Origin of the sequence: Aquicoccus porphyridii, assembly GCF_008369105.1 — a bacterium.
Taxonomy (GTDB): Bacteria; Pseudomonadota; Alphaproteobacteria; order Rhodobacterales; family Rhodobacteraceae; genus Aquicoccus; species Aquicoccus porphyridii.
In genome coordinates this window covers 85647-108372 of sequence record NZ_VINQ01000007.1, presented here as the reverse complement: position 1 = coordinate 108372, position 22726 = coordinate 85647, and the positions used below count along the sequence as shown (strand labels likewise).

General features: G+C 62.5%; 21 protein-coding genes. 9 read left to right on the top strand and 12 right to left on the bottom strand.

What is annotated here, in order from left to right; genetic code table 11:
• Positions 1–33: 33 nt before the first annotated feature.
• The 8 genes from FLO80_RS11150 to pdxR all read right to left on the bottom strand — a co-directional run bounded on the left by FLO80_RS11150 (position 34) and on the right by pdxR (position 9040).
• Complete coding sequence (locus FLO80_RS11150) at positions 34–1662, bottom strand: GMC family oxidoreductase (protein WP_111368355.1); 1629 nt, start codon at positions 1660–1662, stop codon at positions 34–36.
• Between the two features lie 14 nt (positions 1663–1676).
• The gene (locus FLO80_RS11145; protein ID WP_111368357.1) at positions 1677–2042 is read right to left on the bottom strand and encodes a cupin domain-containing protein; all 366 of its coding nucleotides are present in this window, start codon (positions 2040–2042) and stop codon (positions 1677–1679) included.
• A gap of 45 nt (positions 2043–2087) precedes the next feature.
• Complete coding sequence (locus tag FLO80_RS11140; protein WP_111368360.1) at positions 2088–2909, bottom strand: ABC transporter permease; 822 nt, start codon at positions 2907–2909, stop codon at positions 2088–2090.
• Complete coding sequence (locus FLO80_RS11135; protein ID WP_439328719.1) at positions 2909–3805, bottom strand: ABC transporter permease; 897 nt, start codon at positions 3803–3805, stop codon at positions 2909–2911. Before FLO80_RS11135 ends, FLO80_RS11140 begins: the two co-directional genes overlap by 1 nt.
• Before the next feature lie 2 nt (positions 3806–3807).
• Positions 3808–4896: an ABC transporter ATP-binding protein gene (locus FLO80_RS11130; protein WP_111368363.1), complete on the bottom strand. Its 1089-nt coding sequence runs from the start codon at positions 4894–4896 to the stop codon at positions 3808–3810.
• An 84-nt stretch (positions 4897–4980) separates the two neighbouring features.
• Positions 4981–6024, bottom strand: coding sequence for an ABC transporter substrate-binding protein (locus tag FLO80_RS11125; protein ID WP_111368366.1), 1044 nt, complete (start codon positions 6022–6024; stop codon positions 4981–4983).
• Positions 6025–6127: 103 nt separating this feature from the next.
• The gene (locus tag FLO80_RS11120) at positions 6128–7441 is read right to left on the bottom strand and encodes an NAD(P)/FAD-dependent oxidoreductase (RefSeq protein ID WP_111368369.1); all 1314 of its coding nucleotides are present in this window, start codon (positions 7439–7441) and stop codon (positions 6128–6130) included.
• Between the two features lie 111 nt (positions 7442–7552).
• A complete protein-coding gene (gene pdxR / locus FLO80_RS11115) occupies positions 7553–9040 on the bottom strand; it encodes a MocR-like pyridoxine biosynthesis transcription factor PdxR (protein ID WP_111368372.1) in 1488 nt (495 codons plus the stop codon).
• A 115-nt stretch (positions 9041–9155) separates the two neighbouring features.
• Between pdxR and FLO80_RS11110 the strand changes: the two genes are divergently transcribed.
• Positions 9156–10259, top strand: a complete 1104-nt coding sequence (locus FLO80_RS11110; protein ID WP_111368374.1) for a mandelate racemase/muconate lactonizing enzyme family protein — start codon at positions 9156–9158, stop codon at positions 10257–10259.
• A 16-nt stretch (positions 10260–10275) separates the two neighbouring features.
• Here FLO80_RS11110 and FLO80_RS11105 read toward each other — a convergent pair whose 3' ends face one another.
• Positions 10276–10659, bottom strand: coding sequence for a winged helix-turn-helix transcriptional regulator (locus FLO80_RS11105; RefSeq protein WP_188078275.1), 384 nt, complete (start codon positions 10657–10659; stop codon positions 10276–10278).
• A 153-nt stretch (positions 10660–10812) separates the two neighbouring features.
• Here FLO80_RS11105 and FLO80_RS11100 point away from each other — a divergent pair, with 153 nt between their 5' ends.
• Entirely contained in the window at positions 10813–11424 is a 612-nt protein-coding gene (locus FLO80_RS11100; protein ID WP_111368377.1) for an NAD(P)-dependent oxidoreductase, read from the top strand.
• Positions 11425–11673: 249 nt separating this feature from the next.
• Here the strand turns inward: FLO80_RS11100 and FLO80_RS11095 are convergent, their stop codons facing one another.
• Together FLO80_RS11095 and FLO80_RS11090 are read right to left on the bottom strand one after the other, a co-directional pair.
• Positions 11674–12636, bottom strand: a complete 963-nt coding sequence (locus tag FLO80_RS11095; protein ID WP_111368380.1) for an alpha/beta hydrolase — start codon at positions 12634–12636, stop codon at positions 11674–11676.
• Between the two features lie 7 nt (positions 12637–12643).
• Entirely contained in the window at positions 12644–13297 is a 654-nt protein-coding gene (locus FLO80_RS11090; RefSeq protein WP_111368382.1) for a GntR family transcriptional regulator, read from the bottom strand.
• A gap of 158 nt (positions 13298–13455) precedes the next feature.
• Between FLO80_RS11090 and FLO80_RS11085 the strand changes: the two genes are divergently transcribed.
• From FLO80_RS11085 to FLO80_RS11055, 7 genes are read left to right on the top strand one after another with little or no spacing between them, the layout of a single operon-like run.
• The gene (locus FLO80_RS11085; protein ID WP_111368384.1) at positions 13456–14325 is read left to right on the top strand and encodes an alpha/beta hydrolase family protein; all 870 of its coding nucleotides are present in this window, start codon (positions 13456–13458) and stop codon (positions 14323–14325) included.
• The gene (locus tag FLO80_RS11080) at positions 14325–15437 is read left to right on the top strand and encodes a C45 family autoproteolytic acyltransferase/hydrolase (RefSeq protein ID WP_111368386.1); all 1113 of its coding nucleotides are present in this window, start codon (positions 14325–14327) and stop codon (positions 15435–15437) included. Before FLO80_RS11085 ends, FLO80_RS11080 begins: the two co-directional genes overlap by 1 nt.
• A gap of 48 nt (positions 15438–15485) precedes the next feature.
• The gene (locus FLO80_RS11075) at positions 15486–17042 is read left to right on the top strand and encodes an ABC transporter substrate-binding protein (RefSeq protein WP_111368388.1); all 1557 of its coding nucleotides are present in this window, start codon (positions 15486–15488) and stop codon (positions 17040–17042) included.
• A gap of 23 nt (positions 17043–17065) precedes the next feature.
• On the top strand, positions 17066–18013 hold the full coding sequence (locus tag FLO80_RS11070) for an ABC transporter permease (RefSeq protein ID WP_111368390.1): 948 nt from the start codon (positions 17066–17068) through the stop codon (positions 18011–18013).
• Positions 18010–18858 carry an ABC transporter permease gene (locus tag FLO80_RS11065; protein WP_111368393.1) on the top strand — a complete coding sequence of 283 codons (849 nt, stop codon included), beginning with the start codon at positions 18010–18012 and terminating at the stop codon, positions 18856–18858. The genes FLO80_RS11070 and FLO80_RS11065 overlap by 4 nt, the downstream gene beginning before the upstream one ends.
• Before the next feature lies 1 nt (position 18859).
• On the top strand, positions 18860–20632 hold the full coding sequence (locus FLO80_RS11060) for an ABC transporter ATP-binding protein (RefSeq protein ID WP_111368396.1): 1773 nt from the start codon (positions 18860–18862) through the stop codon (positions 20630–20632).
• A gap of 21 nt (positions 20633–20653) precedes the next feature.
• On the top strand, positions 20654–21292 hold the full coding sequence (locus FLO80_RS11055) for an FMN-binding negative transcriptional regulator (RefSeq protein ID WP_111368399.1): 639 nt from the start codon (positions 20654–20656) through the stop codon (positions 21290–21292).
• Positions 21293–21499: 207 nt separating this feature from the next.
• Here FLO80_RS11055 and FLO80_RS11050 read toward each other — a convergent pair whose 3' ends face one another.
• Complete coding sequence (locus FLO80_RS11050; RefSeq protein WP_111368567.1) at positions 21500–22726, bottom strand: pyridoxal phosphate-dependent aminotransferase; 1227 nt, start codon at positions 22724–22726, stop codon at positions 21500–21502.

The window sequence follows — 22726 nt, the reverse complement described above, 5'->3', positions numbered from 1 at the left end:
CCGCTTTCGCGACTTGCGCATGGAAACAGGCGTTTATCCGGTCGCGCCGGCGTGATCCCCAAGGATCAGGTCGGCGGCCTTTTCCCCCAGCATGATGACCGGCGCGTTGGTGTTGCCCGAGGTGAGGGTCGGGAAAACCGACGCATCGACGACGCGTAGACCGTCGACACCGTGCACCCGGAGCCGGGCGTCGACGACGTCTTTGCGCGACTCCGGCCCCATCCGGCAGGTGCCGACCGGGTGAAAGACCGTACCGGCGCGGCGGCGGATGTCGGCGATGAACGCCTCGTCGGTCTGGACCTCGGGGCCCGGTGCGATTTCTGCCTCGATCAACCGCGCCAAGGCCGGGGTTTCGGCGAAGCGGCGCATGAGTTTCGAGCCTTCGAGCATGTCCTGCATGTCGGTCTCGGTGGAAAGGTAGCGCGGATGAATCCGCGGCGCGTCGAACGGGTCGGGTGAGCGCAGGGCGATTTGGCCGCGGCTCGTGGGGCGCGTGGGCTGGGCGCCAAGGAGGAAGCCCGGAAACGCGTCGGGGTTCATCAGGGGGCGTTTTCCAGGCGGTGCCTTGGTGTAGCTGACGGGCGAGAAGAAAAGCTGCATGTTGGGTCGTTCCAGCCCCGGCCGTGTGCGGACGAAGCCGCCGGCCTGGTTGACGCCGAGCGAGAGCGGGCCACGCCGGGCGAGCACGTAGCGCAGGCCATGCCAGAGCTTGCCATACCATGGGCGAAGCTGCTGGTTGAGCGTGGGGACGCGGGCGCGGAAGAGATAGTCGATGCCGAGATGGTCCTGCAGGTGCTGTCCGACACCGGGGATGTCCTTGACCACCTCGATGCCGTGGGCGCGCAAAGCGTCGCCGGGGCCGATGCCGGAGAGTTGCAGGATCTGGGGCGAGTTGATCGCGCCCGCGGAGAGGATGACCTCGCGCCGGGCGCGGGCTTCCTTGAGCCTGCCGCGCTGGCTGTAGGTGACGCCGGTGGCGCGCTGGCCGTCGAAAAGAAGACGCGTGGCGTGGGCGTGGGTTTCGACCCGGAGGTTGGGGCGTTTCCGCGCCGGGCGGATATAGGCGCGGGCGGTGGACATGCGCATGCCGTCGCGGGCGGTGTTCTGGTAGGTGCCGACGCCTTCCTGCGTGGCGCCGTTGAAATCGGGGTTGCGGGGGAACTGCAATTCCTGCCCGGCCTGAATGAAATCGGCGCAGAGCGGGTGCAGGTCGCGGTCCACCGTGCAGACATGGAGCGGGCCGTCGCCGCCGCGCCACGTGTCGGCGCCGCGGTCGTTGGTTTCGCATTTACGGAAATAGGGCAGCACGTCATCCCAGCCCCAGCCGGGGTTGCCCATGTCGCGCCATTCGTCGAAATCCTCGGGCTGGCCGCGCACGTAGACCATGGCGTTGATCGAGCTCGATCCGCCCATCACCTTGCCGCGCGGCCAGTAGGAGACGCGGCCGCCGATACCGGGGTCGGGCTCGGTCTGGTACATCCAGTTGACGCTTTTGCGATAGAAGGTCTTGCCGTAGCCGATCGGCATCCAGATCCAGAGGTTCAGATCGCTGCCGCCCGCCTCGAGCAGAAGGATGCTGTATTTTCCGTTCTCGCTCAGGCGGTTGGCCAGAACGCAGCCGGCCGATCCGGCGCCGACGATGATGAAGTCAAACTCGGACATGACAGGCCCCGGCCTCAGATGTCGGGCGAGGCGCTGATCACGAAGAGCTTGCGCATGCGTTCGTGAATGATCCATTCCCCGGTCCAGCCCTGCGGCAGGATGAGCAGGTCGCCCGGACCGACATCACGAGCGCCCTGACCGGCCGATCCGCTGACCGTGGCCCGGCCCGAAATGATGTGACAATACTCGCCCGCCGCCGTCCGATCAGCGGTGAAATGACCGGGCGTGCATTCCCACACACCGATCCTGGTGCGCCCGTCGGCCGAGGTCCAGAGCAGGTTGGAGGCTTCCACTTGCCCTTCGGTCAAGGTGGTGGGCTTGGCGGCGAAATCGGCAAGCGGGGTGTCGGCGAGGTTTTCAAAGGTCTTGAGGTCGATCATCCGGTCCTCCGGTCATCAGGCATGGCAAGGGGCTGTACCGCGCGCTCAGGGCTTGTTCTGCTGGCCGAAGATCTGGGCCAGGATCATCATCACGGTGGTGACGAAGATCATCAGGGTCGAGATCGCGGCGATGGTCGGGTCGATCTGATCGCGCAGCGCGTTGAACATGTTGCGGGTGAGCGTCGGGTTGTCGCCGCCGGAGATGAACATGGCGACGACCACCTCGTCGAAGGAGGTCAGGAAGGCCAGAAGCGCGCTTGTCACCACCGCAAAGCGGATCTGCGGCAGGGTGACGGTGAAGAACGCCTTCCAGCGCGGGGCGCCGAGGCTGCGCGCAGCCTGTTCCTGGCTCATGTCGTAGCCCTTGAGCGCCGAGCCGGTGACGATGATCACCAGCGGCAAGGCGAGCACGGTGTGGGCCAGCACGAGGCCGGTGACGGTGTAGAGGATGTTGAGCTGCACATAGGCGTAGAATGCGCCGATGGCGACCAGCACGAGCGGCACCATCATCGGCGTGATCATCATCACGAAGGCCATGCGCACGAAGGGCACGTTCGAGGTGTGCAGCCCATAGGCCGAGGCCACGCCCACCGGGGTGGCGACAAGCATGGTCAGGATCGCCGTCTGGATCGAGGTGCGTGCCGCCTGCATCCATTCGTCGGAGCCGAAGAAATTGTCGTACCAGCGGGTTGACCACTTGTCGGGCGGGAATTCGAGATACTGGCTGTCGGAGAAGGACATCGGGATCACGATCAGCGTCGGTGTCACCAGCAGGATCATGGTGATCACCGCGAAGACGTAGAGCCAGAGGCGCTGGCCGTGGGTGACCTGGGTTTCGGAGGCCGGGGATTTGAGCCAGTTTGCCATCAGCGCCCTCCTGACGTGATCTGGTCGAGCCTCAGGAACCGGGAGGCGATCCACAGGATCACGAGGGTCATGATCAGCAGGACCACACCCATTGCGCTGGCCGCGCCCCAGTTCACGAAAAGCTCGATGTTCGAGACGATCTTCATCGACACCATGATGACCTTGCCGCCGCCCAGCACTGCCGGGGTGACGAAGAAGCCGAGGCAGAGGATGAAGACCATGAGCGCGCCCGCGAAGAGGCCCGGCGTGGTCAGCGGGAAGAACACGGTCCAGAACGCCTTGCGGGGTGTCGCACCGAGGTTGGAGGCGGCCATGAGGTAGTCACGGTCGATGGCCTTCATGGCGCCGTAGACCGGAAGGATCAGGAAGGGCAGCATGATATGCACCATGCCGATCAGGGTGCCGGTCATGTTGTGCACGATCTTGAGCGGTTCGTCCCAGAGGCCCAGCGACATGGCCCATTGGTTCACCAGCCCCTGTTTCTGGAGCAGCACCAGCCAGGCGTAGGTGCGCACGAGAAGCGATGTCCAGAATGGCAGGAGGACGGTGATGAGGCAGAGGTTGGCCAGCCGGTTGGGCAACTGCGCCATGAAATAGGCGAGCGGGTAGCCGATGAGGATGCACAGGCCGGTGGTCAGCACGCTGACCTGGAAGGTGGTGATGAAGATGCGGATGTAGGAGCGGCGTTTGATCATCCGCTCGTAGTTTTCCAGCGAGAATTCTCCGTTCGCGCCGATGAAGGAGACGTAGAAGAGCCATCCCACCGGGATGACAAGGATCACGAGGATGAGCAGCATCGCGGGCGAGCTGAGGCCGAAGAGCCGGAGCCGTTCGAGCCGCCCGTCGGTGCGCAGGCCGGTTTCGTTGGGGCGCAGGGTGGCGGTTGTCATGGACATGCCTATGCCTCGCGCCCGTCGATCAGGACCGTGTCTTCGGGGGACATGGTCAGGGTGACCTGATCGCCCACGACCGGGAGTGCGGTGGCGCTGTTGCCGCGCACCGCGCCGCGCATGACGACCTGCTGGCCGTCCTGAAGCCAGGCATGGAGCAGGAAGCTGTCGCCCTGATAGACCACGTTGCTGGCGGTGGCGGTGAAGTTGTTGGCGCCTTCGACGGGGCCGTTCGCAGAGAGGACGACACGTTCGGGGCGGATCATCAGGAGGAGGTCGGGCGTTTCGGGGAGATCGCCGCTGTAGTGCAGGGGGGTGTCGCCGTAGAACACATCGGAGTCGGTGCGGCGGACCGGCAGGAAGGTGGACTCGCCGATGAAATCGGCCACGAAGCGGTTGGCAGGGCGTTCGTAGAGATCGCGCGGGGTGGAGAGCTGCATGATCCGGCCGTGGTTCACCACGGCGATGCGGTCGGACATGGTCAGCGCCTCGCGTTGGTCGTGGGTGACGTAGACCGTGGTCATTCCCAGCTGTTCGTGCAGGTGGCGCAGTTCAATCTGCATCTGGTCGCGCAGCTTCTTGTCGAGGGCCGAAAGCGGTTCGTCCATCAGCAGGATGCGCGGTTCGAAAACGATGGCGCGGGCAACGGCGACGCGCTGTTTCTGGCCGCCCGAAAGCTGGTCGATGCGCCGCTCGCCATAGCCGCCGAGCTGCACGGTCTCGAGCGCGCGTTCGACGCGCTCGGCGATCTCGGATTTGGGCCGTTTGCGCAGGCGGAGCGGGTAACCGACATTGCCCGCAACGGTCATGTGCGGAAACAGCGCGTAGCTTTGGAACGTCATGCCCACCTCGCGCAGGTGCGGCGGTTTGCGGATCACCTCGTCATCGCCGAATTTCAGGCTGCCGCAATCGGGCCGCGTGAAGCCCGCCAAAACCATCAGCAGCGTCGTCTTGCCCGACCCGGACGGCCCCAGAAGCGTGAGGAACTCGCCACTTTTCACCTCGAGCGACACATCGTCGAGCGCGTTGACCGGCCCGTAGGTCTTGGTGACGTTGCGCACCGAAATCGGCAGTGCTTCCGTGGCTCTGGTTGTCAAGTCGGTTCCCCCTCGGGATGTGGCTTGTCGTGCTGGGACGGGCGCCTTTTACGGCACCCGCCCGTTTCAGGTCTCAGGGACAGCTTACTCGGTCAGCATGTCCTGATACATCTCGGCGGCGGTCTGTTCCCATTTGGTGTACCACTCGAGCGAGATCGGCAGCTGTTTGGCGGCGTTCTCTGGGGAAGACGGGAGGCCGGCCGCGACCTCCGCGGAGATCTCGCCGGTGTCGTAGGCGCTCTTGTTGGTCGGGCCATAGGTGATGTATTTCGGCAGATCGTCCTGGTATTCCGCCTTGGATATCTCGGCGAGGAACGCCATCGCGAGATCCTTGTTCGGCGCGCCTTTGGGGATTGCGAAACAGTCGTAATCGAGCAGCGCCTGGTTGAAGGTGTAGGAGACCTTGCCGCCATCCTTGGCGGCGTTGTCGAACCGGCCGTTCCAGCCGGTGGTCATGTCGACTTCGCCATCCTTCATCAACTGGGCGTGCTGGGCACCCGACGACCAGTAGACGGCGATGTTGGGGCGCAGTTCGCGGATCTTGTCGAGGGCGCGTTCGATGCCTTCCTCGGAATCGAGCACGTCGTAGACATCTTCGGGCGCGACGCCATCGGCCATGAGCGCGGGTTCAAGCGCGCCGGAGACCGTGTTGCGGTAGGCGCGGCTTCCGGGGAATTTCTCGGTATCGAAGAAATCCGCCCAGTTCTGCGGGCCGTCCTCGCCATAGGTGTTGGTGTTCCATGCCGCCACGACCGAGAACACGTCGCCGCCGATGCAATAGTCGGAATAGAGCGACTCGTAGAAATCCGAGACGTCGATCACGTCGTAATCGAGCTTTTCAAGCAGCCCTTCGGCCCCGGCGCGGGCGGCGGAGCCGGAGCCGCTGGCGACGATGTCGTAGGTGACCTGACCGGTGGAGACCTGAAGGCGCACGTCGGCCATGCCGCCATAGGTTTCCTGCTTCACGGTGATGCCCATCGCCTCGGAGGCGGGCTCGAAAAGCGCCTTGCTCTGCGCCTCCTGATAGGAGCCGCCCCAGGATGCGACGGTAATTTCCTTGTCCTGGGCGTGCGCGCTGGTCGATGCCAGCAGGGCGACCGCAAGGGGCGCGGCGAGTATACGTTTCATGTCGTGGTCCTCCTGTCAGAGTTGGATATGCCGCGTGCGGTGCGGCCTTTGCCGGTTGTTCTTGTCTTTTGCGGGCTCGGCGCGCACCCGCGAAAATTTCTTGCTAACCGTGGGCGGCCCTCCGGTATTGCCGGGTGTCCATCCACCGGTACCAGGCGACCACCGCGGGCAGGAACCATGGCTTGCCGGTGTAGAGGGGGCGTGTCGGGAAAGGCAGGTCGTCGAAGGCGGTGGCGCCCTGGGCCTGGCCGAGAACCTTCTGCCCGGTGCGCATGCCGAGATAGCTCGCCATCGACACGCCGGAGCCGCAGTAGCCCATCGCGTAATGGACGCCGTCATGGCAGCCGGTATGGGCCAGTTCGTCGAAAGTGTAGGCGACGGTGCCGGCCCAGGAATGGGTGATCTGGCGGTCTGCCAACTGGGGGAAGATGCGGCACATGCTTTCACGGAGGCGGGGGCCGCTTATCTCTGGGTCGGTCTCGGCCGCCGAGACGCGGCCGCCGAACAGGATGCGTTTCCGGTCGGGCGAGGCGCGGTAGTAGTAGAGAACCTTGAAGGTGTCGCTGGCGATCCGGTCGGTGGGGAAGAGCTCGTCGACCAGTGTTTCGGGCAATTCCTCGGTGGCGATGATGTAGCTTCCGATGGGGATGACGCGGCGTTGCAGCCACGGCGTCAGGCCGGTGGTGTAGCCGTTGGTGGCGACCACGACGTCGCGCGCATCCACGTGGCCCTTCGCCGTCGTGACGCGGAAGCCCTTGGCCGTTCTCTCGATGGCGGTGACGGTGCAGTGCCCGAGGATTTGCGCGCCCGCCTTCGAAGCCAGCCGAAGCAGGCCGCGATGGTATTTGGCCGGGTGCAGCGAGCAGTGTTGCGGATAGACGACGCCGCCGTGATAGGTGTCGGTGCCCAGTTCCTTCTTCTGCTCGGAACGGGGGACGGCGAAGCTTTCAATGTTTTCGTCGGCGCGCAGCTTCTCGGCATCGCGGGCGAGGGTTTCGTAGCTGTCGGGCGTGTGTGCGGCGTGGAAGCGACCGACATTGCGGAAATCGCAGTCGAGTCCCTCGGCGCGGATGAAATCGCCGATCCATGCGAGGGCCGAAGCCCCCTCGCCGCGGATGGCGCGGGCCTTCTGCTGGCCGAATTTCGCCGCGAGTTTCTCGACAGTCGGCTTGATGCTGGTGCTGATCTGGCCGCCATTGCGGGTGCTGCATCCGTAGCCCGGGTCTTCGGCGTCGAGCACCAGCGTGGAGCGCCCGCCGCGCGCCGTTTCGATGGCCGCGTTCAGCCCGGTATAGCCCGAGCCCACGACCACGACATCGGCGGATTTGGGCAGCGCGCCGGAAAATTCCGGGGCCGGGCCGACATCGTCGAGCCAGTAGCATTGATGATGCTGTGCGTTCGGGGTCTTGGCGACCATCTGGTTCCTCCGGACGCGCAAGGATATGGCGTGCGCCGCCTTGCGCGGGTTATCAGTGATAAACGCTAGGTGACGATTGGCCCTTACTTCATATCCAATTTGACAAAATGATCAGACCAATTTCCCGCGCCATGCAGGCAGGTCGCGGATCGCCTCGATGCCCCGGTGAATTTCTTCCGGGGCAACGCTGCCGAAGCCCAAGACAAGCCCGGATTTGCCGATCGGGTCAAGGCAGTATCGCGACAGCGGCGCGAGCGTGACGCCCTTTTCCGCGGCCTGCGAGACGAGGGCCTGTTCGTCGACATTGCCGGATATGAAGGCGGGGGTGTGGAAGCCGCTTGCGGTTTCCTGCAGCGCAACGCAGTCGGGCAGCAACCGGGAGGCCTCGACCAGCGCGTCGTACCGGGCCTTGTAGAGCCGGCGCATCAGGCGGATATGGGTGGCGAAATGGCCCTCGTCCATGAAGTCGGCGACGATCGCCTGCGTGGCGGTGGGCGGGCCGCTGGCCCAGAACTGGAACATGCGGTCGAATATGTCGGTCATGCGTTCCGGCACCAGCACGAAGCCCAGCCGGAGCGACGGGAAGAGCGATTTGGAGAAGGTGCCGACATAGAGCACCCGGCCGGCATTGTCGGTGCCACGCAGGGCGGGCTGGGCGGCGCTGCCGTAATAGAATTCGCCGTCGTAATCGTCTTCGATGATGAGGGCCTGCGCCTCTTCGGCGGCCTGAAGGAGCTCGAACCGGCGGCTGAGCGACATGACGTGGCCGAGGGGCTGCTGGTGCGAGGGGGTCACGAAGGCGAGGCGGAAATGCGGAGCCTTGGCGAGCCCGTCCGAGACGGCCAGCCCCTGTTCGTCGACGTCGACCGGGACGAGTTCGGCACCTTCCGACAGAAGCGCGTTGCGGGCGCCGGAGGCGCCGGGATTTTCCATCCAGACCCGGTCGCCCGGGTTGAGCAGCAGTCGCCCGATCAGCGAGAAGGCGTGCTGCGCGCCGCAGGTGATGAAGATCTGCTCGTGGTGGCAGCGGATGCCCTTGAGCGCGCTCAGATGGGTGGCGATGGCGCGGCGCAGCGCCTCGAGCCCCTTGGGTTGGCCGTAGCCCATCACGTCGCTGCGCGCGCCGCGCAGGTGGCGCGCGGAGAGGCGCGACCAGTGGGCGACGGGAAAGGCGTCGAGCGCCGGCAGCGCGGTGACGAAGGCGCGGGGTTCATGTGGTAGCCAGGTGCGGGTGGCGTAATCCTTTTCGGCATGGCTGATCGCGTAGGAGAGACGCGGGTTGGGGCTGCTATGGGGCGCGTCGGGCTGGGTGGCGACGGGGCGCTGGTTTTCCAGTGTTTCGCTGACGAAGGTGCCGGCGCCCACGCGGGAGACGAGCATGCCTTCGGAGACCAGCCGGTCGATGGCGTCGATCACGGTGGTGCGCGACACACCCGTTTCTTTCGCCAGCGTGCGGGTCGCGGGGAGCCGTTCGCCCGGGGGCAGGCCACCGGAAAGCAGGATGTCGCGAAGCGCCATGTAGAGCTGCACGCTGACCGTTTTGCGCGAATTGCGGTCTATCTTTATGGACGATAACAGCGCCCCGGCGGCATGCTTCATGGGTTCTCCGCGCCAATTGGTCTGACAAGCTTGCCGAAATGGATATACCGGATATGCCAATTTTTATCCAGCCTGCAACATGATACCCAATTGCGAGCCCCCCGGTCTGGTCCCGATGAAACTGAAAAAACTCGAATCTTTCACCGACAGCTTCGTCTGTTTCGTGCGGGCCACCGCCGAGGATGGCGCGCAGGGGTGGGGGCAGGTCGCCCCTTATTGCGCGGATATCACTGCGCAGGTGCTGCACAGGCAGGTGGCGCCCCATGCGTTGGGGATGGATTGCGGCGACATCGACGCGATGCTCGACATGGTGCGCGACCGCGAGCACAAGTTTCCCGGTTCCTACCTGCGGCGCGCGATGGGCGGGGTCGACACGGCGATCTGGGACATGCGGGGCAAGCGCGAGGGCAAACCGGTCTGCGCGCTTATCGGGGGAACGCCTGGCCGGGTGCGGGCCTATGCCTCGTCGATGAAACGTGATGTTACGCCGGCGGACGAGGCGGAGCGGTTTCAACGGTTGCGCGACGCGCACGGATTCGACGCTTTCAAGTTCCGCATCGGGGCCGAGGTCGGCCGGGACAAGGATGAATGGGAGGGCCGGACCGAGGAGATCGTGCCGACGATCCGCAAGGCGATGGGGGATGACGCGGCGTTGCTGGTGGATGCCAATTCCTGCTATTCGCCCGCGAAGGCCATCGAGGTGGGCAAGATGCTAGAGGATAGCGGCATTTCGCATTACGAAGAGCCTTGTCCCTACTGGGAATTCGCGCAGACGAAGCAGGTGACCGACGCATTGTCGATCGACGTCTGTGGCGGGGAACAGGATTGCATGATGGCGAATTGGCAAGGGATGATCGACGGGCGAATCGTCGATGTTCTGCAGCCCGATGTGCTTTATCTTGGTGGTATTGCGCGGACATTGCGGGTGGCGCGGATGGCGGAGGCCGCGAAGATGCCGGTGACGCCGCATGCCGCCAACCTGACGCTTGTCACGCTGTTCACGATGCACCTTATGCGCGCCTTGCCGAATGCCGGGAAGTACCTCGAATTCTCGATCGAGGGGCCGGATTATTACCCGTGGCAGGAAGGACTTTTCCGCAATGATCCCTACGAGGTGTCCGAGGGCCATGTAACGGTGACGGACGCGCCGGGATGGGGGGTGGAGCTCTGCCCCGACTGGCTGGACCGGGCGGAGTACCGGGTCAGCGAAGCAGGCTGACGGGACCGCCGGAGGCTCACGATGCGGCCCGGGCGGCATAGTCCGCGCGCGCCTCGCAGATCGCGCGGTGGTGGTCGTCGGCCCAGGCGACGAGTCCTTTCATCGGCACCAGGAAGGAACGACCGAGATCCGTCAGCTCGTATTCGACGCGCGGGGGAACCTCGGGATAGAGCGTGCGCCGGATGAAGCCATCTTCCTCGAGGCGGCGCAGGGTCTTGGAAAGCATCTGCTTGGAGATGTCGCCGATCGCGCGGTTGATCGCGCTGAAGCGCATGGTCCCGTGCTCGAGCACCTGAAGGATGAGCAGGCTCCATTGGTCACCGATCCTGTCGAGAACATCCCGGATCGGACAGGGTTGTTCGAACACGAAAGGAATCGGAATGAGGTTGTCCTGGTTCAATTGGGGCACTCCTTGGTCTTGGGGCAGGGCGGTCACGCCGGGCTGACCTGATCACCGGACGATGACGTCTTGCGGCGCACTCCTGATACGATAAATGATAGCGAAGGTCTAGAACATAGACTTGATCGCAAATTTGAACGTAAGGACGGAACAATGGCAAAAGTCGCACTCATCGGCGCCTCCGGCAATGCCGGGTCGCGCATTCTCAAGGAACTCTCGGATCGTGGCCACGAGGTGACCGCGATCGCCCGTTCGCCCGAAAAGATCGCACAGCTACCCGGTGTGACGGCACTCAAGGGCGATGCGCAGGACGGTGCGGCGCTGGCCGGGCTGCTCCGGGGCCATGACGCGGTCGTCAGCTCGACCCGGTTCACCGGCACCGATTTTTCGATCATCACCGATGCCCTGCGCGAGGCGGGGGTCAGCCGCTACCTCGTGGTCGGCGGCGCCGCCAGCCTCGAGGTCGCCCCGGGCCAGCGCCTGCTCGACCAACCCGATTTCCCCGAGGCCTACAAGGAAGAGGCCACCCATGGCGCGGCGACGCTGGACTATCTGCGCGACCTCGACGGGCTCGACTGGACCTTCCTCTCGCCCTCCGCGATGTTCGAGCCCGGCGAGCGGACGGGTACGTTTCGCCTCGGCAAGGATGAACTCTTGAGCAACGAGAACGGGTCGCGCATTTCCTTCGAGGATTATGCCATCGCTATGGTGGACGAGATCGAAAACCCCAAGCATACCCGCCAGCGGTTCACCGTCGGCTATTGAACCCAACCCGGCGGCGGCCCAGCCGTCGCCGCTCTTCCCTAGAAGCACGAGCCCTCCACTGTCCCGGCGGATCTTGGCGGTGAACCTGGTGCCCAAAACGGTTCACCCGGTCACGCTCCGAGGACATCGGACCCCGTTGATCCGGGATAAATCGTCGATGTTCAGCATGACGGCGAACTATTCTGCCGTGGCGAGGGCAGCAACCTGACAATGCCCTGGCTGTGCTTTCGGCCAGAACCGGAACGGCTCTTAGCTGTCGAAATCCTCGGAGATGGCCTCGACGATTCGAAAGAAATGCCGCAGGGCCTGGCCGGAAATGCCGCCATGGCACATGAAGCTGTGCAGCATTCCGGGCAGGCATTCCGCCCGCGCGGACACCCCTGCTTCGATCAGGCGTGGGGCAAAGCTCATCCCCATATCGCGCAGCGGATCGCATTCGGCGGTAAAGATTCGCGTGGTCGGCATCAGCGCCAGTTCGGGGTGCTCGAAGAGAGCGTTCTCCGGGCGGGCCGCGTCGGCGGGATCGGTCAGATAGGTATCGAAGAACCACTGCATCTCGGCATGGTCGAGATTGGTTCCGGTCGCGTAGGCGGAGATCGAGGGATAGGCGGCCACGCGGCTGTCATCGGCGAATGGCCGGGCATCCGTCACCGGATAGATCAGCGTAGCTCCGCGGATGTCGAGTGCAGCGGATTTCCTGGCATGGATTACCGCGTTCACCGCAAGATTGCCGCCGGCGCTTTCTCCCATGACAGCTATGCGGGCCGGGTCGATCTCGAGTGCCGGGGCCTCGCGACCGAGCCAGTCCATCGCCGCGCAGGCGTCTTCGACGGCCGCCGGGAACGGGCTTTCCGGGGCAAGGCGATATTCGATGAAGACAACCGTGACGCCCAGCAGATGTGCCAGCGCCCGAGAATGGATATCATAGGTCGCAGCATCGCCCAGAACAAAGCCGCCGCCATGAAAATAGACAAGCGCAGGCAGCGCCCCTTCAGAATGCAGCGGGCGATAGAGGCTTGCCGCGAATTTGGCGCCAGTTTCGGCCGGGGTATGGTGCGTCACATGCGCCTCGTGGCGAATGGGGTAGCCATTGGCAAGGAACATGTCGCGCATCGCGGCACGGGCGTCCTTTATGGCCATGTCCTGCAAGGCCGGACCCCCTGTGGCGCGATTGCTTTCCATCATCCGGGTGAGATCGGGATGCATTGTCATGTGGGTCTTATTCCTCGGGCGGGGCGGATTTGCCCCTGATATGATTGGCGATGCGACTCTGAAGCAGGTTCAGATCGCGTTTCTCGATGGCATCCACCAGATCAAAATGGTCCTGTGTCGCGCGTTGCAGCTGTGCCATTGTTTGCCACTGACCGACCGGCGCTGCCGGGCCGCGCTGACGCAGGTCGAGCATCATTTCGCGCAGGATTTCATTCTGGCACAGGCCATAAAGCTTGGAGTGAAAGGCATAGTTGGCTTCGATCTGCGCGAAAGAAGAACCATGATAGGCGGCGTCGCGGAACGCTTCGGCAAGGGTGCGCAATTCGGAGATATCCGCGTCCGTCGCACAGTTGATCACATCAATGGCGGCATGGGTTTCCAGCAGCGCACGCACTTCGCCCACCTGCCGGATACGATCCGAATCGAGCATCGGAACGCGATAGCCGCGATTCGGGATATGTTCGACAAGGCGCTTGGAGTGCAGGTTGGTCAGAGCATCGCGGACCTTGACCCGGGTACAGGCGTAGCGCCGCTCGAGATCGATCTGTTTGAGCCATTCTCCGGGCCCCAGAACGCCCTTGTTGATATCGGTCACGATCTGTTGGGAAATCTCGTCAGTCGTCAGTTTTGTCTCGGAAGATAAGGATCTTGTTGCTGCCATGGCGGTTTTTACCTGTTTCGTTTGGTGTGAGGATACGCATCGGACAAGCGGGGATCAAGATTTTCTTCAAAATTGGCGCCAATATGGAAAAATATTTTGACGCCACGAGTATCCCGCCCTAGGCTCGTTCGAAACGAGACATCTGGAGACCGCGAAACATGCTGCCGAGAGTAGGGGATGGCCCCAAGGAGCGCTTGCGCTCATTGTACCTGACCGGAGAAACGACGATCATCGCCTGCAAGGCCGATCCTCGGTTTTGCTACACGCTTTACATTCCGGAAAGCGCCTGGGATGAGCCGGATCAGGAGCTTGACCTTCTGGTTTCAGTTCATGGCACGATGCGCCTGCAATCGCTTTACCGCGATGCGTTTTCGGGCTTTGGCCGTTTCAACAACTGCATGATCCTCGCGCCGCTTTTCCCCGTTGGCGTGCGCGGCGATATGGAGGCCGGCGGTTACAAATACATGGTTGAAGGCGAGATCCGGTATGATGAAGTCCTGTTGGCGATGGTCAGGGAAGCCGGTGACCTGATCGGGCGCAGTTTCGAGAAGTTCATGGTCTTCGGGTTTTCCGGGGGCGGGCATTTCACCCACCGTTTCCTCTATCTCCACCCCGACAGGCTCAAGGCCGTGTCGATTGGCGCGCCCGGGTCGGTCACGCTCCTTGACGAGACCATGGACTGGTGGCCCGGTATTCGAAACTTCTCCGAAGTGTTCGGCCGTGGAATCGATTTCGAGGCGCTGAAACAGGTGAAGGTTCACATGTCGGTCGGCGCGCTGGACACCGAGGACTGGGAGATTACGTTCCCCGAGGATTCCCCGAAATACATTCCCGGTGCCAACAGCGCGGGCAAAAACCGGAACGACCGGCTTCACCGCCTTCGCGAAACGATGGAGACGCGCGGCGTGGATGTTTGGCATGATACGGTGCCCGGTGTGGCGCATGACGCGCGCGGCGTTTTCCCCTATGTCGAGCGGTTTTTCACGGATGTCCTGAAAGGTCGCTTGCCGGCGCCGGGGGCGCGTTGATGGTTCCGCAACCGAAACTTATCGAACTCGAAGGCTCTGCTCGCGCGCGCGGGTTGGCCTATGGTCGCGCAGCCGATACGCAGCTACGTCACGGGCTGGGTGTATACCGTGCGCTGTTCGAGAAACACGGCATGAGCTGGGATGGTGTCCTCGATTATGCCCGCGAATTGCGGGACACGCTTTCGGTTTCCGTGCCTGAAGCGATGAATGAGCTGACCGGTATTGCCGAAGGTGCGGGTGTCTTGGTCGAAGAGGTGCTGGTGCTCAACGGGCGCAGCGAAATCATCAACCTGCATGCCCAGCGTCCGAAGGACATCTCGAAGGTTGATGATGGCTGCACCTCTGCTGTTGTCTTGCCGGAGATGACCGAAAGTCGGCGGCTTTTGCATGTGCAGAACTGGGATTGGTTGCCCGAATGCGCCGATAGCACCGTCGTGCTCAAGATTCATCCCGAAACCGGCCCCTCGATCCTGACGTTCGTGGAAGCCGGCGGGCTGGCGCGGGCGGGGTTCAATTCCGAAGGGGTTTCGATCACCGGGAACAATCTGATTTGCGCCCAGGACGGCAAGGCGCCGTTCGGCGTGCCGCTTTCGGTGATCCGGCGCCGGGTGCTCGAAGCCGGAGGATATTCGCAGGCACTGACCGAGCTTCACGGCTTGCCGCGCACGGTTTCGAACAACATGACGATCAGTTGTGCCAAAAGCGGCGATTGCCTGAATTTCGAGACCACCCCGGCGCAGATCTACTGGCAAGCCCCCGAAGGCTCCTGCCTGACCCATGCCAACCATTTCGTCATCCCCGCCGCGCGGGCACGCGAAACCGATCTGGGCATCGCACGCGGTGCTGACACGCTGTTCCGCGACCGTCGTCTGCGCCATCTGATCGAAGCTGGCGGAAGGGCGCATACGCTCGACACGCTGGCGGAGGCGCTGGATGACAGATTTGGCTCGCCCCGTGGCATCATCCGCACTCCGAAAGGCAACGAGGGCGAGGCCAGCGCCTATCTTTCGGCCACTGTCGCCACGGTTCTGATGGATGCGGGCGCCGGCGAATTGCGGGTGCGCCAGTTGCCATACGCATCCTCAACGACAAGCCGCTATTCGCTCTACTAAGGCGGCATTTCCATCATAACGACGACCGACCAGAACAGGGAGAAGACAATGAAGTTAGGAAAGAGACTCTTTGGCACCGCCATCGTCGCGGCCATGCTTGGCCTTGGCTCGGGGGCGCCCGCCGTGGCCGAAAGCACGATCCGCATGGCACTCAACGCCGATATTCGCGGCACCAATCCCGGTGTCACGCGCGATGGCAATACCGACGTGATCCATGGGCATATCGTTGAAGGCCTTGTCACCTATGCCGACAATTTCGATATCATCCCGATGCTCGCGGACAGTTTCGAATTGTCCGACGATGGGCTGACCTATACCTTCCATCTGCGCAAGGGCGTGCTGTTTCACAATGGCGAGGAGATGACGTCTGAGGATGTGCTCTGGTCGTGGAACCGGCTGGCAGGGGAAGAATCGGAAAGCCACTGCAAAAACTACTTCAACGGCAAGAATGGCCTGAAGGTCGTTTCGGCCGAAGCGGTCGATCCCTACACGTTCAAACTCACGCTGGACAAGCCGTTTGCTGTCTTCCTTGCCACGATGGCACGGTTTGACTGTGGTTCGATGGGAGTCTTGCACCCCGACTCCGTCAATGCAGATGGAAGCTGGAACACGCCGATCGGCACCGGACCCTATATGCTGGGTGACCATGAGCCGGGGCGCTATGTCGAGTTGAAACGCTTCGCGGATTACGCGAGCCGCGATGAGCCGGCCAATGGTTATGGCGGTGGCAAGCACGCCTCGGTCGACACGCTTCGCTTCACCATCGTGGGCGAGGGCGCAGTTGCCAAAACGGCCCTGCAGGCGGGAGATCTGGATCTGGTGCAGATCGACGCGACCGCGGCGGCCGAATTGAAGGACGAGCCGGGTTTCAAGATCGACGCGACGCAATCCGCTGTGTGGGATACCTATCTTCTGAGCCCAGCTTCGCCGCTCTTGAAGGATGTGCGCATCCGCAAGGCGATGGCGCATGCGATCGACCCCGAACAGATCATGGCAGCGATCACCGAGGGGTTCGGCAAGGCCTCGCCCTCGCCGGTGCCGCCGATGTCGAAGAACTTCACCGAGGTGCAGGCGCAGTATAACGAGTATGATGTCGCCAAGGCCAAGGAACTGATGGCTGAAGCAGGCTATGGTGGCGAAGAGATCACGATTCTCGCGACCCGCCGCAGTGGTGCCTATTACGAACGCGCGCTCATGGCGCAGGCAATGCTGATGGATGCCGGCTTCAATGCCAAGCTCGAAGTTGTCGAATGGGGCACGCAGCTTGAAGCCTATCGTTCGGGCGATGGCTATACGATGCAATCCTTCAGCTTTTCGCCAAGGCTTCATGCCGGGCTAAGCTTTGAGATGTTCACCGGCGAAGCCGTGCGCAAGGCATGGCAAGACCCGGAGGCCGTTGCGCTGGTCTACGAGGCGCTGCAGACCAATGACAAGGATCGCCTGCAAGAGATCATCGACGACCTGCAGCGCCGCTTCAACGAGGAAGTTCCCGCGATCGGGCTTGGCCATCGCATGCTGTTCACCGGCATGTCGGACAAGGTCGATGGCTTCAAGGGATGGGGCGCCGGGCTGCTTCGCGGCTGGATGCTGAAACTCGATAGCTGACGCAAACCAAAAAGGAGGCGGCCATGTTTTTCTTCGTGCTGCGACGGATTGTGATGGCAATTCCGACCTTCGCAATCGTGGCCGTCATCATTTTCACGCTCATCCGGGCTCTTCCGGGCGATCCGGCGCTGATGATGCTGGGCGGAAATATCGACGATGAGTCGACGCTCGAGATGATGCGCCGTCAACTCGGGCTCGACCAGCCCCTTCCGATCCAGTTCCTTGCCTGGCTGCGCGAGGTGTTCTCGGGCAATCTCGGGGTGTCGATCCTCACCGGGCAGGATGTGGGAGCGCTTTTGCTGGACCGGTTCAGCGTAACTGCGACGGTGGTTTTGCTGGCGATGGTGTCTGCGCTTGTGGTGGCGATTCCCGCCGGGCTCATCGCCGCGCACCGGCACAACACGGCGACGGATTACGCGATTGTCGTGTTGACCATCCTCAAGCTTTCGATGCCGAGCTTTTGGGTCGGGCTGATGCTGCTTGTGCTGTTCGGCGCGATCCTCGGCTGGCTCCCGACCGTCGGTTTCGTGTCGATGTCGCAGGATTTCGGGCTCGGCGTGACTTACCTGATCCTGCCTGTTACGTCGCTCGCGCTTTCGGAGATCGCAATCATGACGCGCATGATGCGTGCCGGAAGCCTGGAGATCCTCAGCCGGGACTACGTAACCCATGCCCGGGCCAAGGGTTTGCCCGAGCGGCGGGTGCTCTGGCGCCATGTCTTTCCCAACGCCTTTGCGCCGACGCTGACTATGGTTGGGATCGCGCTGGCCGGGTTGTTGGCGGGAGCGGCCGTGACAGAAACGGTGTTTACCCTTCCCGGACTTGGCAAGCTGCTCGTCGATTCAATCTATGGCCGCGATTATCCGGTTCTTCAGGGCGCGCTGCTTTTTATCGCTGCTGTCTATGTGCTGACCAATCTGCTGGTCGATATCGCTTATTCCTTCTTTGATCCCAAGGTGCGCCTGTCGTGAAACTTCTTTCCCGTATTTTGAAAAAGGCCAACGGCTCGATTGGCTTTGCCATGCTGGCGGTGGTTCTGCTGACCGCAGTTCTCGGATCGGTCTGGACGCCGCACGACCCGCTGAAATCCGATCTGATGAACCGGTTTTCGAGCGCCAGCGCCGCCCATCCGTTTGGCACCGACATGTTCGGTCGCGATATCCTGTCCCGGCTGATGCGCGGTGCCTGGGTCTCGGTGTCCATCGGCTTGGCAACCCTGGTTCTGCCGGTCGTTCTTGGCACCCTGCTGGGCTCTGCCGCCGGGTATTTCCGGGGCTGGTTTGATCGCCTTCTCATGATGGTGCTCGATGCGTTGATGGCCTTCCCCGGCCTGCTGATCGCGCTTGGCCTCATGGCTGTGATTGGCGCCAACCGCTATGGCGTGATCCTGGCGCTCTCCTTTGCCTATCTGCCGGCTGTCACGCGGGTGGTGCGCGGTTCGGTCTTGTCGATCAGCCAAAGCGAATTCGTTGAAGCCTCGCGCGCGATGGGGAACTCCCGGCTTTACACTCTGATCGTTCATATCCTGCCGAATTGTCTGGCGCCACTGATCGTGCTCACCACCATGATGTTCGGCTGGGTTCTGCTGGCGGAAAGCGCGCTCAGCTTTCTCGGGCTCGGGGTGCCGCCGCCAGAGCCGAGCTGGGGCAATATCCTGTCGGAAGCCAAGGCGCACCTGATGCGCTATCCGATGCTGGGCCTCTTGCCCGGGGTCTGTATCTCGATCGCGCTGCTCGGGGTCAATTTGCTGGGGGATGCCCTGCGCGATGAATTGGACCCGAAATCGGCAACCGCCAGTTCGAAGGAGACTCTCTGAGATGGAAGCGGCGAAACAATCCCTCAAGGCAGTCGGCGATCCGATCCTGACAATCGAAAGGCTGGAAATCTCTTTCGGCGGTCACGCGGTGGTGAGGGATGTCGATCTCGAACTCCGGCAGGGAGAGATTCTTGCATTGGTCGGGGAATCCGGCAGCGGCAAGAGCATGATCGGACGAGCAATCCTTGGCTTGCTGCCGGAAGGCGGTCGGGCGAGCCAGGGCCGGATATGCTTTGCAGGCCATGAGATCACCGCCCCGACATCGGCCGAGGAACTGCGGCTCTTGCGCGGCAGCTCGATCGGGCTGATTTTTCAGGAGCCGCTCTCTTCGTTGAACCCGACGATGAAAATCGGCGAGCAGATGTTCGAGGCCATGCGTCTTCATACCGACCTGTCGGAAACCGAGATCCGCGAGCGGGCGCTCGATATGCTACGCCAGGTGCGGCTCGACCGGCCCGAGGCACTGTTGAACCGCTATCCGCATGAATTCTCGGGCGGTATGCGGCAAAGGATCATGATCGCTTCGGTGATGATGCTGAAACCCCGCCTGTTGATCGCCGATGAACCGACGACCGCGCTTGATGCTGTGGTGCAACGCGAAGTGCTCGACATCATGGAAGATCTCGCGCGGGCCAACGGCACTTCGGTCTTGCTGATTTCGCACGACCTTGCAGTGGTGGCGCGCTATGCCGAACGTGTGGCGGTTATGGAAAAGGGCGACCTTGTCGAAACCGGGCCAACCCGTGATGTTCTGGCTGCGCCGCAGCATGACTATACGCGCAAACTGCTCGCAGCTGCCCAGCTTGGCACGCCCAATCCGATTGCCGGGCAGGCGGGCGAGCCGTTGCTGGCAGTCGAGAACCTGCATGTCGATTTTATCGAGAAAGGCTTCCTCGGGTTGTTCGGTGGAACAACACATCATGCGGTGCGCGGAGTTTCTCTCACCATCGGGCGCGGCGAGGCCGTTGGGCTCGTGGGTGAATCCGGCAGCGGCAAGAGCACGATTGGCCGCGCCATCTGCAACCTGACACCAAAGGCCGGCGGGCGGGTGATTTACGAGGGCACTGATCTCGCCGAGTGCTCTGCCCAGGCAGAACAACGCCTGCGCCGGCGGATCAGGGTGGTGTTTCAAGACCCGTTTTCATCGCTCAACCCGCGCATGCGGATCGGGCGGATTGTGCGAGAGGGGTTGCGCCATGACAAAAGCCTTTCGGAGGCGGAGCGCACCGAGGCCGTGGGAGAGATGCTCGAATCCGTGGGGCTGGAGCGCGACATGGCCGAACGCTTTCCGCATGCCTTGTCGGGCGGCCAGCGCCAGCGTGTTGCCATCGCCCGGGCGCTGATCGCAAAGCCCGATCTGATCATCGCTGATGAGCCGGTTTCGGCGCTGGATGTCACGATTCAGGCGCAAATTCTTGAATTGTTCAAGAAACTTCAGGGCGAGTATGGTTTTGCGTGTCTCTTCATCAGCCACGATCTGCATATTGTCGAACAGCTTTGCGCGCGGCTTTATGTCCTCAACAATGGCAGGATCATGGAAGAGGCGACAACCGAAGCGTTGTTCGGTGCGCCCAGTCATCCATATACCCGCCGACTGCTTTCGGCGTCGCCTCGTCTCGAGCGCGGTGAGCAGGGCCTTCATCTGGCGGCCAGTGATCTGCCCGACGCCCCGGATACCGGGCATGTGTTTTTCGACGCGACGGAAGCCGATGCGCTTTATCGGCTGGTCGATCTTGGCGATGGGCATCGTATTGCACTGCGCGCATCCACCTGAAGCATCTGGAAAACGATAACGATGCAAGACAAGAAGCAACGCCCCTATGCCCCTGCGCCCTATCGCGCTTCGGAGGATGCCGCCCGCCGCATGATCTGGCAATCGCCCTTTGCGCTGATCGTGTCGCCGGGGGCCGGTGATCTTTTCGAGGCCACGCATACGCCGCTCTATTTCGCAGACGGATCCCCCGAATGCTCATGCCTTATCGGCCATATTGCCCGGGTCAATTCACAGGCGGCAAGCTTGACGCAGCCTGGATCTGCGCTTGCCGTGTTTAGCGGCCCCTCGGCCTATGTTTCGCCGCGTTGGTATGTTGAGGATGAAGATGTTCCGACGTGGATTTATCAATCGGTGCATGTGCGCGGGCGGATCGAGCCCGTTCCCGAGGGGGCAGAGATGCTGGCCCTGATGGAGAATATCATCTCGCAGTCCGAAACGCGGATAGGTGGCGGTTGGGAATTGTCGCGCATCCCGCGCAGCGATGTGGATCGAATGATGCGGCGGATCATCGGGTTCCGCTTGCATATCGAACGTATATCCGGGGTTTCGAAGCTCGAACAAACCCGCAGCGCGGCCAATCGTGCGGCCGTGGCCGATGAACTGGAACGAGGCGCAGAACCCGATCGGTTCAGGCTTGCCAGGCTCTTGCGCGAGGTATGAAGCGTCTTGCGGGTTGGTGCCGAGGCCCGCGCGATTGTGTGGTCCCCTGTATTTCGTGGAAGTCTCTGTTTCGCATCATCGCCAAGCCAAGGTGCGTCTGAACGAGAGGGCCAAGCCTGTTTTCGGGTCGGATCGGTCAGCGCCACCTTGGAAGATTGCCGGGAATCACCTGCGTGATTTCCCGAGACACATGGGCCGTAATGAACGTCAGATGCCTGACAATTGGCGGCAGGCCTGCTCGATCCGGGTCAGGGCCGTTTCGAGTGTCTCGATGCTTGCAGCATAGGAAATCCGGAAATAACCCGGCAACCCGAAGGCGCTACCGGGAATGACAGCGACGTCAGCGGTTTCCAGCAACCAGTTGCACAGCGCCCTGTCCGTGGTCAGCACGCCGCCCTCTGGCGTTTGCACCCCAAGCAGGTCGTTGCATTCGGCAAAGGCGTAGAACGCTCCCTCGGGACGTCGGCAGGACAGTCCGGGCGTGTCGTTCAATCGATTCACCACGAGGTCGCGGCGCTGGCAAAAACTGTCTCGGCGGTCTGCCAGGAAATCCTGTGGCCCATCCAGCGCCGCGATCGCCGCGGCCTGAGTGATGGAGGACGGGCAGGAGGTTGATTGGCTCTGGATGATGGCCATGGCCGAGATAAGGTCCGCAGGCCCACCAGCATAACCGAGCCGCCAGCCGGTCATGGCAAATGCCTTGGAAACACCGTTGATCGTGAGCGTGCGGGGCGCGATGCTCGGACAGAGTGCAGCTGGGGTCACATGGCGGAAATCGTCGTAGAGAATGTGCTCATACATGTCGTCGACCATTAGCCACACCTGCGGGTTTTCGAGCAGGACGTCGATCAACGGGCACAAATCCGGGGCCGCGTAGGCCGCGCCAGAGGGGTTGGACGGCGAATTCAACATAAGCCAGCGGGTCTTGTCGGTGATTGCGCGTCGCAATTGGTCGGCGGTCAGGCGAAAGCCCTGATCTGCCTCGCAGCGAACCAAGACAGGGATGCCGCCACAAAGCTCGACGATGTCGGAATACGTCACCCAATAAGGCGTGGGAATGATGACCTCGTCGCCCGGATCAAGGGTGGCCATCATCGCGTTGTAGATGACCTGTTTTGCGCCGGTGCAGGCGATGATCTCGTCCGACGCATAGGAGATACCGTTTTCGCGGCTGAACTTGCGGGCAATGGCATCCTTCAGGGCGGTCGTGCCCGTCAGCGCGGTATACTTCGTCTCGCCGGCCTGCATGGCATCCCATGCGGCCTGTTTGACATGGTCGGGCGTGTCGAAATCCGGCTCGCCCGCCCCGAGGGTTATGACATCGTGACCGGCGGCTTTACGTGCAGACGCCCGGGCCCCGATCTGGAGGATTTCCGACACGCCGAGGGACGCAATCCGCTCGGCGGGCCGGAAGGTACCGGATAGATCCTTCAT